18 protein-coding genes are annotated in these 15013 nt (G+C 50.5%); 6 read left to right on the top strand and 12 right to left on the bottom strand.

Annotated features, from left to right (window positions below; translation table 11 throughout):
- Window positions 1–135 precede the first annotated feature (135 nt).
- The 4 genes from coaBC to ACN4EG_RS24745 form a co-directional block, all read right to left on the bottom strand.
- The gene (gene coaBC, locus ACN4EG_RS24730) at window positions 136–1350 is read right to left on the bottom strand and encodes a bifunctional phosphopantothenoylcysteine decarboxylase/phosphopantothenate--cysteine ligase CoaBC (protein ID WP_431632950.1); all 1215 of its coding nucleotides are present in this window, start codon (window positions 1348–1350) and stop codon (window positions 136–138) included.
- A 264-nt stretch (window positions 1351–1614) separates the two neighbouring features.
- Window positions 1615–1887: a protein IsiD gene (isiD, locus tag ACN4EG_RS24735; RefSeq protein WP_431632951.1), complete on the bottom strand. Its 273-nt coding sequence runs from the start codon at window positions 1885–1887 to the stop codon at window positions 1615–1617.
- 114 nt (window positions 1888–2001) lie between these two features.
- On the bottom strand, window positions 2002–2664 hold the full coding sequence (locus ACN4EG_RS24740) for an alpha/beta hydrolase (protein ID WP_431632953.1): 663 nt from the start codon (window positions 2662–2664) through the stop codon (window positions 2002–2004).
- 74 nt (window positions 2665–2738) lie between these two features.
- Window positions 2739–3449, bottom strand: a complete 711-nt coding sequence (locus tag ACN4EG_RS24745) for a glutamine amidotransferase (protein ID WP_431632955.1) — start codon at window positions 3447–3449, stop codon at window positions 2739–2741.
- 267 nt (window positions 3450–3716) lie between these two features.
- Between ACN4EG_RS24745 and ACN4EG_RS24750 the strand changes: the two genes are divergently transcribed.
- Together ACN4EG_RS24750 and purH are read left to right on the top strand one after the other, a co-directional pair.
- On the top strand, window positions 3717–3968 hold the full coding sequence (locus ACN4EG_RS24750) for a hypothetical protein (RefSeq protein ID WP_431632956.1): 252 nt from the start codon (window positions 3717–3719) through the stop codon (window positions 3966–3968).
- Window positions 3969–4083: 115 nt separating this feature from the next.
- Window positions 4084–5637, top strand: a complete 1554-nt coding sequence (gene purH, locus ACN4EG_RS24755) for a bifunctional phosphoribosylaminoimidazolecarboxamide formyltransferase/IMP cyclohydrolase (protein ID WP_431632958.1) — start codon at window positions 4084–4086, stop codon at window positions 5635–5637.
- A 183-nt stretch (window positions 5638–5820) separates the two neighbouring features.
- On the opposite strand, the gene ACN4EG_RS24760 is transcribed toward purH, so the two are convergent.
- The 4 genes from ACN4EG_RS24760 to ACN4EG_RS24775 all read right to left on the bottom strand — a co-directional run bounded on the left by ACN4EG_RS24760 (window position 5821) and on the right by ACN4EG_RS24775 (window position 8119).
- Window positions 5821–6333, bottom strand: a complete 513-nt coding sequence (locus tag ACN4EG_RS24760; protein ID WP_431632960.1) for a DUF1993 domain-containing protein — start codon at window positions 6331–6333, stop codon at window positions 5821–5823.
- Between the two features lie 42 nt (window positions 6334–6375).
- Complete coding sequence (locus ACN4EG_RS24765) at window positions 6376–7248, bottom strand: oxygenase MpaB family protein (RefSeq protein WP_431632961.1); 873 nt, start codon at window positions 7246–7248, stop codon at window positions 6376–6378.
- Between the two features lie 228 nt (window positions 7249–7476).
- Entirely contained in the window at window positions 7477–7782 is a 306-nt protein-coding gene (locus ACN4EG_RS24770) for a DUF3181 family protein (protein ID WP_431632963.1), read from the bottom strand.
- A gap of 61 nt (window positions 7783–7843) precedes the next feature.
- Complete coding sequence (locus ACN4EG_RS24775; RefSeq protein ID WP_431632964.1) at window positions 7844–8119, bottom strand: 2TM domain-containing protein; 276 nt, start codon at window positions 8117–8119, stop codon at window positions 7844–7846.
- A 334-nt stretch (window positions 8120–8453) separates the two neighbouring features.
- Between ACN4EG_RS24775 and ACN4EG_RS24780 the strand changes: the two genes are divergently transcribed.
- The 3 genes from ACN4EG_RS24780 (at window position 8454) to ACN4EG_RS24790 (ending at window position 10802) form a co-directional block, all read left to right on the top strand.
- Window positions 8454–8933 (top strand): hypothetical protein, encoded by a 480-nt coding sequence (locus ACN4EG_RS24780; protein ID WP_431632965.1) that lies wholly within the window; start codon window positions 8454–8456, stop codon window positions 8931–8933.
- Window positions 8934–9054: 121 nt separating this feature from the next.
- Window positions 9055–10179: a bifunctional diaminohydroxyphosphoribosylaminopyrimidine deaminase/5-amino-6-(5-phosphoribosylamino)uracil reductase RibD gene (gene ribD / locus ACN4EG_RS24785; protein WP_431632966.1), complete on the top strand. Its 1125-nt coding sequence runs from the start codon at window positions 9055–9057 to the stop codon at window positions 10177–10179.
- Between the two features lie 38 nt (window positions 10180–10217).
- The gene (locus ACN4EG_RS24790) at window positions 10218–10802 is read left to right on the top strand and encodes a hypothetical protein (RefSeq protein ID WP_431632967.1); all 585 of its coding nucleotides are present in this window, start codon (window positions 10218–10220) and stop codon (window positions 10800–10802) included.
- Between the two features lie 153 nt (window positions 10803–10955).
- Here ACN4EG_RS24790 and ACN4EG_RS24795 read toward each other — a convergent pair whose 3' ends face one another.
- From ACN4EG_RS24795 to ACN4EG_RS24810, 4 genes are all read right to left on the bottom strand, one after another.
- Window positions 10956–11189, bottom strand: coding sequence for a hypothetical protein (locus tag ACN4EG_RS24795; protein ID WP_431632968.1), 234 nt, complete (start codon window positions 11187–11189; stop codon window positions 10956–10958).
- Between the two features lie 893 nt (window positions 11190–12082).
- Window positions 12083–13045 carry a DUF362 domain-containing protein gene (locus ACN4EG_RS24800; protein ID WP_431632969.1) on the bottom strand — a complete coding sequence of 321 codons (963 nt, stop codon included), beginning with the start codon at window positions 13043–13045 and terminating at the stop codon, window positions 12083–12085.
- Between the two features lie 329 nt (window positions 13046–13374).
- Window positions 13375–13551: a hypothetical protein gene (locus ACN4EG_RS24805; RefSeq protein WP_431632970.1), complete on the bottom strand. Its 177-nt coding sequence runs from the start codon at window positions 13549–13551 to the stop codon at window positions 13375–13377.
- A 141-nt stretch (window positions 13552–13692) separates the two neighbouring features.
- On the bottom strand, window positions 13693–14748 hold the full coding sequence (locus ACN4EG_RS24810) for a DUF1611 domain-containing protein (RefSeq protein WP_431632971.1): 1056 nt from the start codon (window positions 14746–14748) through the stop codon (window positions 13693–13695).
- Window positions 14749–14834: 86 nt separating this feature from the next.
- On the opposite strand from ACN4EG_RS24810, the gene ACN4EG_RS24815 reads away from it, so the two are divergent.
- The gene (locus ACN4EG_RS24815; protein WP_431632972.1) at window positions 14835–14975 is read left to right on the top strand and encodes a hypothetical protein; all 141 of its coding nucleotides are present in this window, start codon (window positions 14835–14837) and stop codon (window positions 14973–14975) included.
- The last annotated feature ends 38 nt before the right edge of the window (window positions 14976–15013 follow it).

Below are 15013 nucleotides of genomic sequence, written 5' to 3' on the forward strand. Positions count from 1 at the left end.
CCCGCCCCCCTGCAATGTCAGGGGACTCTACTCCCCCGACACCCCCCGAAAGTGAATTCTCCATTTTACGGACGGGGGATCTGTGAGGGACAATTTTGCTTGTCACACTTAGGTTAATTAACCATTGCCGGTTGATTAACCATTGCTTGCTTGCAGAAAGTCGAAAATTTTATGGGCCATTTCTAGCTTGCTGCAGGGTTCGATCGCGACTTGGTGGCCCGATCGATCGCAGATGATTGCTTGGTTTTGATCCGAGCCAAAGCCGCTATTGGGTTGATCAATCGGGTTGGCCACGATTGCATCGAGTCCTTTGCGGTGTAATTTTTCTAAGGCTGGAGTGACGTAATCTCCCGTTTGGGCTGCAAATCCGATGAGCCGTTGCTGGGGTTGTTTCCGTTGGGCTAAGCCTGCGGCGATGTCTGGCACGGCGATCGTCGGAATTGATGTGGGTAACTCGGCCTTGGGGAGTTTGTAACTCCGGTACTCCGCAGGCTTCATATCAGCAACCGCTGCACAAAGAATAATCCAGTCGGCTTGTGGCATTTCCTGGTGCATCACGGCTTCCATTTCGGCGGCGGCGGGAGTGGTGAGAACCTTGGCCGATTTCAGCAGAGCTAAATTAACCGTGCCGGAACCGTAGACAAACGTGACCTGGGCACCGCGATGAAGGGCGGCCAAGGCCAAGGCAGCTCCCATCTTTCCCGTAGATGGATTGCCTAGAAATCGCACTGGATCGAGAAACTCCCGTGTCCCCCCCGCGCTGATTAAAATTCGTTTGCCCGATAAATCTCGACGGCCCTGGGTATAGAGCAAGGATTGGATCTGGGGTAACAGTTCCTCCGGTTCTGCCATGCGGCCCACGCCCACCCGATCGCAGGCTAGCAGTCCCGCCCCTGGATTAGCGGCATGGTAGCGGAAATCTTGGAACAGTTGGCTCCAGTTGCGTTGGACGGCTAGTTGTTCCCACATATCCGTATTCATCGCCGGAGCGACCAAGACGGGACAGGTCGAGGCCAAAACGGTATTGGTCAGCAAGTTATCCGCTAGCCCATAGGTGAGCTTGCCCAAGGTATTTGCCGTCAAGGGCATCAGGACAAACAGATCGGCCCACTCGCCCAACTCGATGTGTAGCGGTCGGCCCTGAGTCGGTTGCCAAAAGTCGCGATCGGTATAGGCGGGATGGCGGCTGAGGGTGGCCAAGGTAAGGGGCGTGACAAACTGCTGGGCGGCTTCGGTGAGGATGACGCGCACCTCGGCTCCGGCCTGGGCTAAGGTAGAAACGACTTGGCAGGCTTTGTAGGCGGCAATCCCTCCACCAATGCCGATGAGAATCTGTTTTCCAGCCAACATGAGGTTTTCTCCCAAAACAAAAGGGTGTTCGCACACCCTCTCTACAAATCTGGCAATTTTGATGGGTTATACCCAATTTATCTATCAACGCTATAGATCCGATCCCCCCTAGCCCCCCTTATTAAGGGGGGAATTCGGCCAACTTTGTCAAAGTCCCCCTTTTGAAGGGGGATTTAGGGGGATCGAAACCTAATGCAACGAACAAATATGTCTGAACAACTAAATCTTGATGTTTTTGAGAACTGATTCCAGAGCCTTGAATCCCTAAGACTCATCAAAGGCTTCTAGATCGAGCAGGTACATATAGGGTTCCGCTAGCTCCGGTTTTTGGAAGGCGATCGCGCGCATGAGATGCCAATCATTGAGGCAATCAAACACGCTTTCGTAATCATCCTGTTCCAGTCGAACTGCCAGTTCCGCCACATCTTCTTCTGTCAACTGGGTGACATCCATTGTCTCGAAATTGACTGTCGCCATTGCCGTCACCTCCCTCGCAATCGATGCCTCTACGTTAACCAACTCAAGGGTTGTTGGCATTACCCCTCTGAGTAAATTTTATGCGATGTTTTTGTATCCTAGCGAACTTTAACGGAAGGTTGATAAATGGTTACTGAATCGATTGCGGAGGGATCTGGGGATCGCGCCCCAGCCCTAACCCAAAATTTGCTGAATAAAGGTTTGCATCCGATCGAGAACGGGATTGGAGACCTCATGGCCCATGGTGACAAATTCTTCGTACTGTAAATCGACGCCTGCTTCCAGTAAGCGATCGCGGGTTTCCTGGGCGGCGGCGAGGGGCACAACGTTATCCATCCGCCCATGTACCATCAAGGTTTTAGGCGGACTGGTTAGCGTAGGAATCGGGCCATGGTGATAGCCACTGAGAACCATGCAACCTGCCAACGGTAGCTCTAACCCCACTTCGATCGTCATAGCGCCCCCCTGGGAAAAACCGCCTAAAATTGTGCGTTCCAAGGGTACCCCAGTAATTGTGGGTAGGGTATTGAGCCAGGTTAACAGTTGCGATCGGCTATTTTGCAGATCGGCCAAATGTGCCCATTCTCCGGTGAAATTAAACGTTTCCGGGAAGCCGTACCACATCTTGCCAACGGGATTGAAGGGATGGGGAATGGGGGCATCGGGCAGCAGCAGTTGATAGTTGGGAATGTCCAGCAGGCTGGTAAAGTAGGCCGCATCTTCAGCGTTAGCGCCCCAACCGTGTAGCACTACGATCGTGCCTGTAGGAGATTGCCCTGACTTGGGGGGAATTGTAATGACTTTTAGGGTCATACCGGAGTCAAATAATTGAGTCAAATAATATGGCGAGTCTTGCGGCAGGCGTTCTTGCGGAGAATAACCAGCCCCATCCATTCAACCACAATTTTTAACTATCGAACGATCGCTGCAAACCGTTGCATAATCTCCAAGCCGATCGGGGTTTCCTGAATGCTGTGGTAAATCGCATCGGGATCGAATCCTTCGGCCAGCAGTCCCACCCGAGCGTAGTCGGTGTAGGCTTGGGTGATGTGGCGATCGAACTCGGGATGAAATTGCGTGCCCCACACCACTTCCCCGTAGCGAAAGGCTTGATTGTCGGCCATGGCGCTAGAAGCCAGCCATTCCACCTGTTCCGGCAATTCCAACACCGCTTGGCGATGGCTCAGTTGCACCGCGATCGTTTCTGGCAAACCCCGGAAGAGGGGGTCAGTCTGCGCAGCAGGTTGCAAAGCAATTTCGATCGTGCCCACTTCCCGACCCTTGGGATTGAAATCGACTTTCCCGCCCAACGCATAGGCCAATAACTGATGGCCGTAGCAGATCCCGATCGTGGGAATTTGCTTTTCAGCCGCAACTTTCAACCATTCCGCTGTATATTCGCTCCAGTCTCGGCGTTCTGTCACCATTGCATGGGAACCAGTAATCGCAATTCCACTAATTTGATGATACTCCGGCAATTCCTCCCCGATACTCACATCCGCTACCATCACCTCATCAGCGGAAAATTCCATGGCATCAATAATCCATTGTTCAAAGTCTCCCCGCTGTTGCCGCAGCGCGTCCATGGTGGTTCCCGTTTTAATCACCAACAGTTTGGCCATTGCTCTCATCCAAATTGACTTGACACTCTATATAACTTCACACCCTCGGGCTAATCCATTGACTAGAAGGGCTGCGCTGAATGGATTAGATTTCCAATTTTCGACCCAGCAATCTCCCCGTCCGGCAAATTCTGAAAAGCTGATCGGTCAAAGCTAATAGGTCAATAGACTAGCGTATTTCTACGATCGGGTTTGGTAGGATGAAATGCAGATTGACCAGAATCCCTCATACCTCCTGTCTTAAAAATCTCCTGGACGAAAATTTTTATGCTAAAATCCGTTTTTCTATTAGCGTCCATGGCCTCTTGGCTGCTGGTGGGGGCTGCCCTGATTTATCTCTCTCCCGTCATTGCCCATAGCCTCACCCAATCAGAACTGACAGCAACTTGGATGGGAACGTTGCAGCGGGGTGGTTACTATCCCAACCTGGCGATCGGCGTGGGTGGCGTGATGGCGGTCATTGGCACGGTGCTGTCGATCGTGGGCAATCTCAACCTCAAGGAAGAGCCGCAGGACTAGAAACCACTGATTAACAGATCAACCCGCTTAACAAATCAACCAGCCAACCCTTCCCCCCGTTCCCCAAACCCTGTACCCTAGTTCCTTGTTGAACCTGCAATGAAAGGAACCCATCATGGCACGTCTGGCCCTCTTGAGTGTCTCGGATAAAACCGGACTGGTTGAATTTGCCACCCAACTGGTGAACGAATTTGGTTTCGATATCATCAGTAGTGGCGGCACAGCCAAAACCCTGAAGGAGGCTGGACTGCCCGTTACGAAAGTGTCTGATTACACAGGGTCGCCGGAAATTTTGGGGGGGCGGGTGAAAACTCTCCATCCCAAAATTCACGGCGGCATCCTCGCCCGCCGCGACTTGACCGATCATGTTGCGGATTTAGAGGCCAATGGCATTCGCCCGATCGATCTCGTGGTGGTCAACCTTTATCCCTTTGAACAAACAATCGCCAAGCCCAGCGTCACCCTGGAAGACGCGATCGAACAAATTGACATTGGTGGCCCTGCGATGGTGCGGGCCTCGGCGAAAAACCACGCCCACCTGACCATCCTGACCAATCCGGCCCAGTACGCGACGTACCTAGAAGAATTTCGTAGCAGCCAGGGCAACGTTTCTCTGCAATTCCGCCAAAAAGCAGCCCTCGCAGCCTTCCAACACACCGCCGCCTACGATCGCGCTATTTCCACTTACCTAGAGCAGCAAATTACCGAAGCCAGCGAATCGCCGCTGCCGCAAACCTTCTCGATCGCGGGTCAGCAACTCCAAGCCCTGCGCTACGGCGAAAATCCTCACCAACCTGCCGCTTGGTACCAAACAGGGGCCACAGCCACGGGTTGGGCCGCAGCTACGAAATTACAGGGTAAAGAACTTAGTTACAACAACTTAGTCGATCTAGAAGCGGCTCGTCGGATCATTACTGAATTCATTGACGCCGATCCAGCAGCAACGATTATTAAACATACGAATCCCTGTGGCTCAGCCATGGGCTCCACGATCCTTGAAGCCTATACCAAAGCATTTAATGCCGATTCCACCTCTGCTTTTGGTGGCATTGTTGCGCTGAATCGCCCGATCGATGCGGCAACGGCTAGTGAACTGACGAAAACATTTCTCGAATGTGTTGTCGCGCCCGGTTGTGACGCCGATGCCCAGGAGATTTTAGCGAAGAAGGGCAATGTGCGCGTTCTCGTCCTGCCGGATCTGCGGGGTGGGTCGGAATATCTGATTAAAGACATTGCTGGGGGCTTCCTGGTACAAGCCGCTGACACGATCGTGGCGAATCCCGCTGACTGGAAAATCGTGACGGACAAGCAACCCACGGAAGCGGAACTGCAAGAGTTACTCTTTGCCTGGAAGATTTGTAAGCATGTCAAGTCCAATGCGATCGTCGTTGCCAAAGACCGCACGACGATCGGCGTCGGCGCGGGGCAGATGAATCGCGTCGGCTCCGCCAAAATTGCCCTAGAACAAGCTGCGAATAAAGTGCAAGGTGCTGTGCTGGCGAGCGATGGATTCTTCCCCTTTGATGATTCTGTGCGCACAGCGGCAGCAGCAGGCATTACCGCGATCGTACAGCCAGGAGGCAGCATGCGGGATCAGGATTCGATCAATGCAGCCAATGAGTTAGGTCTTGTCATGGTGCTCACGGGAGTTCGGCACTTCATGCACTAGACCTGTACTAGATATAAGACAGGTCTAGCACATATCCCTTAGGGTTGCTTGTACGGTTGCTGATTCGATCGTACAAGCTACTCTCTTTTTTAGTGCTACTATTTGACGCTAACGTTAATTTCAGCACTTAATTTAGTGTTATAGACTCTGTGGTTACAGCTTTGGAGTTAAATCGTTAGGGGTTTATTCTTGCTTAAGGAATGGAAGCAAGTGCAGCATATAATCCCGCTTGCCGATCGGAACACCAATCATGCGCAAAATATCGTAGGCCGTTACGAGATGGAAGTAAAAATTAGGAATCAAGAAATCATTGATGTAAACACTTCCAAGAAGCTCGAGGTAGAGTCCTTGACCAAGGTTAATGCGACTAGTTTCAGCTAGCTTTTGATCTTCAGTAGTAATGCCTGTCAGAAGCTGACGGGTGTTAGTAATGTGCTCATAAGCCAAGGTAAGAGAAGTGACCTCGGGATCTAGATTATTGGGAGATTGGTCGTTACACCACAGGGCAAAGTTACGGGGTTGGTTGCAGGTAAAAACGATCTGCGTACCCAGGGGAAACATGTCCGCCGCAATGCGCTGCTGAAGAAAGGCGTCATCCTCACCAAAATGGGTCTGAGCAGATTTGAGAAGATGCTCTAGGGTGGCCAAACGGCTATCGAATAGGGAACGAAAAGCTTCTATGCTGTGATTCTGCATAGTGTCAGTCCTCAAGATAATTAGATCCTCAAGATAATTAGATTATGACTGCTCAAGGTCATTTAATTTCGGTAGCATCTTGGGTGGTCCTAAATCCGTTAAATCATAGCCATGGGGATAACTTTTTTGTCGTTCGTCGCTGTAAAAGTGCGGCGTGTGACGGGGCGGGAAATAGTGCAGTAATTGGCCCCGCGATCGCAGGAGATATTCGACAAAATTCCGCTGCCATGGTTTGGGGGCAGGAAAACCAAACGCCTGCAGCATGGCCTCATCCATAATGGCATAGACCAGCGGTTGGATGGCGGGCCGCAAGGGATACGGAAACCAACTCAGGAAAAGGTTTAAGGTTGATTCTCCCACCCGCTGGTTGGCGGAGTTGTAACGAAAGTACTGCCGTTCGTATTCCAGGTTATAGTCCTCAAAGGATTCATAGGTCCCTGGAATGGCATCAATTCCCATTTGTTGGCCAACAGCAAACCAAAAGTGAAACAAAGCCTCCTTTTCCAATTGGCTTAACTGCCGCCAACCAAACCGCTCAATCCAGCGGACTGGCTCATAAATAAAAGTTGAGAGAACGTAAAGAAAATCAGCATTGCTAATGGGAAAATGACCATGAATCCGATTCATCCGTTGAATAACAGACTGCCCTGTTGGCGTGTCATACCCAAATTTGAGGATCAAAGACACCATCAAGCCTGTATCGTCGTAGCGTTTTTGAGGCCGCTGATGGAATTCATGGGTTCGATCGAGGAGTGTGGCGATACTAGGCACACAAAAGGTGCGAAATAAGGCAATTTCCAGAGCACGGGTGATATCCCAAGGAAATTCATAGCCTGCAAGCTGTCTACAAATTTCACAGTTATCACGCACGGGGTCAAGCTGTTGAATCTGATGGAAGCGTTGAAATCGCTGCATGGTGACGCTGCATGGTGGCTATGTATAGGACAAAGGGGAGGGATCCTCGATCGTAATGCTGCGCTCATCGCTGAAGGAAATTGCGAGTCTCGTTGCTGGAATGATATCGCCGCTAGTCCTGATTTTCTAGCCCAGCATTGACGTACTTCTTTTGTGAAAACGAATTTTTCAACGGGGAAGTACGTCAGTTGTCAGGGGTGTCTACCCAGGTGTGTCTATCAAAGTTGTCTATAAATTCCGTTGAAACTCTTCCAGAAGATCTAGCAAATTCACCTGACATTGCATCGGCAACAGATCACTCAAGGGCAGTTCCCGCTTGCCACCCCCTACTTTGACCGAAATAGCCTGCAAAACTTGGGTGACTGCACTTTCCTCCAGCTTGCCGCTTTCCAGGAGAGGAAACAGTTGCTCCGCCAGCAGCGTATGCAACTTGGCATCGGCTAGATAGAGATGCCACTTGGCAATGTCGATGTAAATATTTTCACCAATCTCCGCAGCAAGGGCTTCGATCACCTGCGATGAATTGCTTGCCATAGACTCCGCTCCTAGTTGCGTACAAGTTGTTGGATCGATTAACGAGTTTTGGCGCTGATGACTATTTTGAAGCTGAGGACTTCGATGGATCACTGGGTTGCTCGCTGTAATCCGCGATTGCAAAGACATAAACAGCATGTCCCACTAACGCTAATCCCCACAGTCCAGTGAGCCAGAGCGTCCAAGGCCAATCGGCATATTGCACCTGCCGCACAAACCATACACCGGAATTAACCGCAAGAAATCCAGCAACATGGGTGGCAAACGTCACACGATCGTCGAGCTTGCGATACTCCGGATCTTGACGAGTGGGAACACGAGACCAACGGGGAGGCATAGGGATCCACCAAACAATAATTTCAACAAAACCTGAACAACTCCATAGTACACATAGGCTTCCTAGAGAGATCGTTTCAATCTAGCCCATCCCGCGCCCACACTCTTAACACACGCGATCCATCTCCCGATCGACCTTTGTCATAAACTGGTGATTCATCAAACAATGATTAAGTTAGATGGGTAGCTACTAGGGAATTTCAGTTGGAGCGTTTAGAATTGCCAATATAGGTTTTATAAAACTGGGCATAGCTGCGGTGGTAAGGCGATTCCTGCGACAAAAAGGGTTGGTGCCTCGAAATACACATCTGGTCGTGAAGATTTTTCCAGATGAAATGTCTGCGTTTCAAGCTTACCGATTGTTGAACTATCACGGAATTTCTCCTGAACATTTGACGATCGTGGGTGAAGGGTATAGCCGTCCTGAGCGGATTGGCCTATTACGTCCGGTTCAGATCATTGTGCGTAAGGCCGTAGGCTGGGCGATCGTCAGTGCAATTGTGGGTACTGTCGTGGCGACAACCTTATTTTGGCTGATTCACAGTCAGATGGAAGCCTTAGCCTTTCTGCGCCAACCCAATTGGGCCATGGTGGGCTCCTCAATGATGATTATTCCACTCATGGGATTTTCCAGTGGCCTGTTAGGCGCGGCGATCGGAGCCTTTTTAGGAGCTTTTGGAGGAGGGACTGTCGCCAGTCTGTATCGCCACCACATTAGCCGAGGCCATTATTTGTTACTCATGGAAGGCTCAGAAAACCTAGTGCGGTGGGGACAAGAAGTGCTGGGACATTACTCCACCTCCCGCTTATACTAAATTCCTGCACTCGATATACCTGCACTCCATGCCCTATTTGACAACGGGGTTGAATCCCGCTTGGGTATAGTAGACGACACAACCTCCTTAGTGGAGGATGGAGAAAGCCATCGTCACAACTATGTCCAGCCCTAATCCATTTCCTGAGTCCAATCCATCCGAGTTCAATGAAATCGATCGGTTCTATCTCCAACGTTGCTTAGAACTGGCCCAACAAGCCCTAGGAAAAACCGCACCCAACCCTCTCGTCGGGTCAGTCATTGTCAATAACGGAGTGGTGGTGGGGGAAGGCTTCCATCCGAGGGCCGGAGAACCCCACGCAGAAGTCTTTGCCCTGCGACAGGCCGGAGAACAAGCCCAGGGAGCCACGCTCTACGTCAATTTGGAACCCTGTAGCCATTTTGGTCGGACGCCTCCCTGTGCCGATGCGATCGTGGCAGCGGGTCTACAACGGGTCGTGGTTGGCATGGTGGATCCTAACCCCAATGTGGCGGGCCAAGGCATTGCCAAACTGCGACAGGCTGGACTAGAAGTCATCGTTGGCGTAGAAGAAGCAGCCTGCCAGGAATTGAATGAAGCCTTTGTCCATCGCATCCTGCACCATCAGCCCTTTGGCATTTTGAAATACGCCATGACGATCGATGGCAAAATTGCCACCAGTACCGGGCACAGTGCTTGGGTGACGGGGCCAGCAGCACGGCAAAAAGTTTACCAACTGCGATCGGCCTGTGATGCAGTCATCATTGGCGGCAATACCGTGCGCAAAGATAATCCCAATCTGACAACCCACGGGCTCACGGATCACAATCCCCTGCGTGTCGTCATGAGTCGCACCTTGGATCTGCCCACGATCGCAAACCTGTGGAATACAGACACCGCACCCACCCTAGTTTTTACCCAAATGGATGCAAATCCTGAGGTCAACAACAAATTGCAAGCCCAGGGTGTGGAAGTGGTGGAGTTGGCAGAGTTAACTCCCGCAGCAGTCATGCAAAGTCTCTACTATCGCGGCTGCATGCAGGTGTTGTGGGAATGTGGCGGTACCTTGGCAGCACGGGCAATCGCCGATCGTACGGTTCAAAAAATCTGGGCTTTTATTGCTCCCAAAATCATTGGGGGAGTCAATGCACCAACTCCGGTGGGTGATTTGGGCTTCCAAGAAATGACCCAAGCGCTGCAACTGGAAAAACTGCGATTACAATCAATTGACACCGATTGGTTGATTGAAGGATATGTTAAATTCTAGTTCGCAATCACTACGGTCTGCATGGGTGTAATGGCAGGATGGGTGAACTGGCTTTACTGAGTTTGTTAATGGGGAGCCTTGGACTTCAGGGTCTAATGTTGGGGCTGGGGCTGCGGTGGCAACAACTCAGGGAGCGCCAGGATTGGACAGAAGAAGAGCTATTAACACCCTACGATTCCAAAACGACGATCGATCCGATGGATGAAAAGGTTGTGACCAAATCTCAAAAGGGAACCACGGACCCTCGGCTGGTGGGTTGGGAATTTAAAATTGTGCGAGCCTATCAGGATGTGTTTCGCGATCCTAAGGTGCTGCAAAAACTATGTGAAGAAGAAGGATATGCTGGCTGGATTCTGTTAGAAAAGCTTGACGATCGTCGGATACGGTTCAAACGGCCGATCGCTATGCGGGAAGTGGTCAAATCTGAGGGACTCCCGATCGATCCCTATCGCAGCATCTATGGAAAACCCTCCAATGGCAAATGGATTGCTTTAACAGGCATTGGATTGATCCTCTTGATTTTGCCTGCCTACTTGGGGTTTGTGCTTGTTTCTAACACATTACGATCGCCTCAACCTCAACCGACGATCGATCTCCCCCCTAGCAACCCCTCTCAAAATTAAGTCTCTCCCTAGACTATTTCGAAGCGATTCCAAAACTTTCTAAAACTTTTTTCAACTGAAGTAGGACAAATCCCTCCCGTGAGTAGCCTTCGACGCAATCGTCGAAACTTAACCGGCAGGACTAATCAGCAAGACTAATCGGCGGGACTAACCTTAACGACTCAATGCCATTTGCGGCATGCGTTGTCCCGCCAAATCTCGAATCAAAGGCAATTTGGATTGAATGTAGTGACACACCATTGTGGCTTCTTCCGCATTCAGCGATTGTTCTGAGCGAAATTGTTTGAAAAGCCATTGCACGAGAGAGGCATCATCCAGATTGAGGAGCAGTGTGGCCTGATTATTTTCCACTAATGACCACAGGTGTCGAAGCATTGTAGGTGTCATGGGAACTCTAAGCAAAAGCTTAAGAAAATAGGTGACTTTCCTAAGATACCTAGTGAACGTGGTATTCGAACAGGTTAGTAACAAGGCGATACAAGAGTTACAAAAAAGACATACAACTCGGAGGAGAGATACAGAAACGGCGGTCTTCCTCAGTTAACACTTGACAAAAGATTGGATTTCTCAACCAAAGATTGCGTGGGATCAGGGCTTACCGACTAAAAGCGCGAATCTTTTTCTAAGTGATTTTTTAGTCAACTGGAGCAACATTATGGTGCTCAATCCAAATGGTGCTCAATCCTAACGCCTCAGCCGCCGATCTCCGCCGACAGACCCTCGGGTTGATTACGGCCATTTTGTTGATGACAGGGTTGATGGAGACATTTCACACTTCTGAAAGGCTGGATGGCCTTGGAATTATATGTTCTTGGGCGTCTAGAAATCGATTTTGCTATGGGGAAGTGAGATCGCGCCCTACTCAGCTTAGTCAATATTACCCAAATGAGATCGGCAGCTCTCCTAGAGTTACAAATGCAAGCTCGTCATAGCGTGTGCAAGCTCGTCATAGCGTGCTTGTAGAGGATCCGTTTATTGGTCTGCTGCCCTTATGGCTGCCCTTACTCATTGTGGCAGAAGAGTTTCTTGAGTGGGAACTTGTACTCTCATCGTTGATATAAAGACAGGTTAACCCGTCCCTCGCGATCGGAATCACGGGGGGTTTCATGAACAATCACTTGGCCATTGTGCCCGTTAGACTGCTGGAACGGAGCTTGCGGCTCTCATGGGGGTGCTATTTCGGGTGATCGGCCTGTTTTTCCTCTAGCAGTGGTAACTGTGCAGGAAGTGATCAATACCAGAAACGATCAATTGCAACCAATTCCCCCAGATGCAGTCAGTTAGCGTCCGGCGTAGGCGGCCATCGGTTCCTTAATAAACCGAATATAGAGGTGCTTGAAAGTCGATTTGATCACCCGAGGTGCGCCAAAGTCGATCGGCATCATTTTGCTGGGCAATTGCCAATCACCAATGCGCAGGTCTTCCGGCCTCATTAACGGGAAATTTATGGCCTCCGGCTCTGGGCACAATCCCAATCGCTGGGAAGCCCGAATCGTTGGAACCAATGTTGGATCAACTTGGACAATATCTAAAATGGCCCGATCGAGGGCAAAAACATCCGCTGACGCCCCCAATATCCCCAATTCCTTGGGTTCGCCGCCGCTGGGGCCATTACCTTCATGGCCGAGAATACCATCGACGATCGTGAGGTCAGGATTGATGACCCGCGCCGTTTCCACCAACATATCACCAAAGCGATCGGCATCCTTCCCAGCCTCCATGTGCCACCAAGCTTTCATCTTGCCGGGAACGCAGCCAAACAGATTTTTCACGCCCATGGTCATGGTGAGTTGGACGTGGGACTTCACCTTGGGCAGGTTAATCACCACATCCGCATCCATTGCTTCCTTCGACAACAACAAATGATTAAATTCCTGACTCACCGTTTCGTAGCGCTTGCCTTTGAATTCGACGATCGGAATTTTGAGATCCTCAATTAATGAAACATAGCCACTCGCCTTGGCGACCCCTAGCGCACTACCAAAGGCGGGGCCATCTCCCAAAAAGGGCTTCCCCCCTGCTTCCAAAACCATTTGCGCGACACAGTAGACCACTTCAGGCCGAGTCACACATTCCTTCGTTGGACGAGAACCCGTCAGGAGATTGGGTTTGAGGAGAACTCGATCGCCAGACTTCACAAAGTTTGAGATGCCACCCAGGGGTTCCAGCAGCGTTTCCAGGCTGTGGCGAAGCTGCTGGTCATCATAGGACGTTTCACGAAGGAGGCTGACAGAAGGCTGCATCTTAATAAATCTCAACAGAGTTGGGAAAACTGCCTTCTATTAAAACTTGGATTCTGGAAATTCAGCAAGGCTAACGGGAAAGTCGTTGTAGCTTAGGCCGAAGGGGGTAGTAAACCATTGCCCTAGAAACCCCTCAAACCAATCAGACAAAATTGAGTGCAGGTGTCAGGTACTATCAAAGCCCAAGTACTATCAAAGCCCAAATACTATCAAAGCCCAGGTACCACAAGAGCCAGCGGAGTTGGAAGCAGAAGATTGTTGCCCAACAAGCCTGAGCCTGCAATCCACCCGTCCAACTTTGTCCTAACCCAGACCATTAATCGATCGAGTCAAACCCGCCAAGTTCGTTGTTCTGACCAGACTTTATCAATACACCAAGAGGTATCTTTGTCAGGATTGAGCTGTTGTGTCCGTTCCAGCAACTGTTGCAGTTGGGAATTATCGCCATGGAGCCAGTTCAGCAGTTCAGTGACCTTGCGCTGGGTCATTTGCTTGACGGATTGCATAGGTGTTTCCTCTAGTAGTGGTTTAAAAAAAATTTAGGCTTTTCCTCGGGATCAACAGGAGCCTATAGAAATAGAGTGCCCCGAAGACTTAAGAACTGCAATGGGATCAAGTTAAGTTTTTGTTAAAAGAAATGTGTTTTTCTAGAGAAAAGTATCGATTAATACATCCACCCCATAACGTATGGGATCACTACAGGGCAACCCTGTCGTTTGTTGGATGCGATCGATTTCGGTTTTAGCCTCCTTGTCAGATAAATGAACGGTATTTAACGCAATACCAACAACCTTTGCGGAATTAAAAGAACCACCAGCAAATGCAACAGATTCGTATAGTTCAATTACATTCTGCAACAATGGAATAGGTGTGTCTGGGCACGTTCTAATGTGCGTTTGCCCAGCCCGGTGCACCAAAATTAAATGGGTTGGCTGACTTCCCCGCATTAAGGGCAGGGTGGCAGTCGAAGCCGGATGTAATAATGATCCCTGACCTTCGATCAATAAGATGTCGTGGTCGTTACCAAATTTCACAACCAATTGCTCTACTGCACCGGAGGCAAAATCAACCCGCACCGCATCCAGGGGAATGCCTTCACCAGAGATCATCATACCCGCCTGTCCAGTCCCTAGAAACTTTGAGTTCAGGCCCCGAGCTCGACAGGCCCGATCGAGTTGCAAGCTGGTGGACATTTTGCCAATGCTCATATCCGTACCGACGGTCAGAACCCGGCGGCAGGGCAGGTAGCGAGCGGATCCTTGCCCAACGGACAATCCCGGAGGTTCTTGGCGCATGTCCCAAACGGTGCGACCGGGTTGTAGCAAGGGCGTCAAGTCAGGATGCTGGGCCATGGGGGTATGCAGGCCATTGGCGATCGAGCAGCCTGCGGCCACCGCCTGCTGAATTTCCTGGAACCAGCTTGCGGGTAACGCACCCCCAGAAGGAGCAATGCCGATAGCCAGCCAATCGGGTTGGTAGGCGATCGCCTCGGCCACAGAAGTGACGATCGGGCCATCCCAAGGAATGCCTGTTAGTTGGGCAAAGGATTCGCCCGCCGTTTGGTAGTCAATCACCACTGCAATCTGTTCGGGACGATAGCGGATTAAAGCCAATCCAGTTTTTCCATGGGTTCCGCGAATTCCTTCATGGAGCAGAACGGCAATCCGTCGATCGGGACTGGCAAAATTAGACAAGTCGGACATAGCAAGCTGAAACTAATAGCGATTAGGAAATGGCCGGTGGAAAATGGCCGGTAGGGAAATGGCGATTGGGACAGAGGGGAGTTCCCATGGTTTCAGCCTATCGCAATTCTCCGTGCCTATTGGGAAAATCCATGCTACAACCGATCGCCATGGGTATTCTAGAGTCGTCTGGTATACCGAACGGCCATCACCCTTTACCATTAGACGTGTTGGGAAATAATGGATAATGTGAAGCAGTAGCCCAGAGCCTTCTCATGCTGAATCT

This window comes from Alkalinema pantanalense CENA528 (assembly GCF_050753345.1).
Lineage (GTDB): Bacteria > Cyanobacteriota > Cyanobacteriia > Leptolyngbyales > Leptolyngbyaceae > Alkalinema > Alkalinema pantanalense.

Coding starts and splice junctions, on each gene's coding strand:
- ACN4EG_RS24805 (WP_431632970.1), bottom strand. CDS start 13,551: ATGCAATCCGTCAAGCAAATGACCCAGCGCAAGGTCACTGAACTGCTG.
- ribD (WP_431632966.1), top strand. CDS start 9,055: ATGTCCAGCCCTAATCCATTTCCTGAGTCCAATCCATCCGAGTTCAAT.
- ACN4EG_RS24795 (WP_431632968.1), bottom strand. CDS start 11,189: ATGACACCTACAATGCTTCGACACCTGTGGTCATTAGTGGAAAATAAT.
- ACN4EG_RS24775 (WP_431632964.1), bottom strand. CDS start 8,119: ATGCCTCCCCGTTGGTCTCGTGTTCCCACTCGTCAAGATCCGGAGTAT.
- ACN4EG_RS24790 (WP_431632967.1), top strand. CDS start 10,218: ATGGGTGAACTGGCTTTACTGAGTTTGTTAATGGGGAGCCTTGGACTT.
- ACN4EG_RS24780 (WP_431632965.1), top strand. CDS start 8,454: ATGTCTGCGTTTCAAGCTTACCGATTGTTGAACTATCACGGAATTTCT.
- ACN4EG_RS24810 (WP_431632971.1), bottom strand. CDS start 14,748: ATGTCCGACTTGTCTAATTTTGCCAGTCCCGATCGACGGATTGCCGTT.
- purH (WP_431632958.1), top strand. CDS start 4,084: ATGGCACGTCTGGCCCTCTTGAGTGTCTCGGATAAAACCGGACTGGTT.
- coaBC (WP_431632950.1), bottom strand. CDS start 1,350: ATGTTGGCTGGAAAACAGATTCTCATCGGCATTGGTGGAGGGATTGCC.
- ACN4EG_RS24770 (WP_431632963.1), bottom strand. CDS start 7,782: ATGGCAAGCAATTCATCGCAGGTGATCGAAGCCCTTGCTGCGGAGATT.
- ACN4EG_RS24745 (WP_431632955.1), bottom strand. CDS start 3,449: ATGGCCAAACTGTTGGTGATTAAAACGGGAACCACCATGGACGCGCTG.
- ACN4EG_RS24815 (WP_431632972.1), top strand. CDS start 14,835: ATGGTTTCAGCCTATCGCAATTCTCCGTGCCTATTGGGAAAATCCATG.
- ACN4EG_RS24760 (WP_431632960.1), bottom strand. CDS start 6,333: ATGCAGAATCACAGCATAGAAGCTTTTCGTTCCCTATTCGATAGCCGT.
- ACN4EG_RS24800 (WP_431632969.1), bottom strand. CDS start 13,045: ATGCAGCCTTCTGTCAGCCTCCTTCGTGAAACGTCCTATGATGACCAG.
- isiD (WP_431632951.1), bottom strand. CDS start 1,887: ATGCCAACAACCCTTGAGTTGGTTAACGTAGAGGCATCGATTGCGAGG.
- ACN4EG_RS24765 (WP_431632961.1), bottom strand. CDS start 7,248: ATGCAGCGATTTCAACGCTTCCATCAGATTCAACAGCTTGACCCCGTG.
- ACN4EG_RS24750 (WP_431632956.1), top strand. CDS start 3,717: ATGCTAAAATCCGTTTTTCTATTAGCGTCCATGGCCTCTTGGCTGCTG.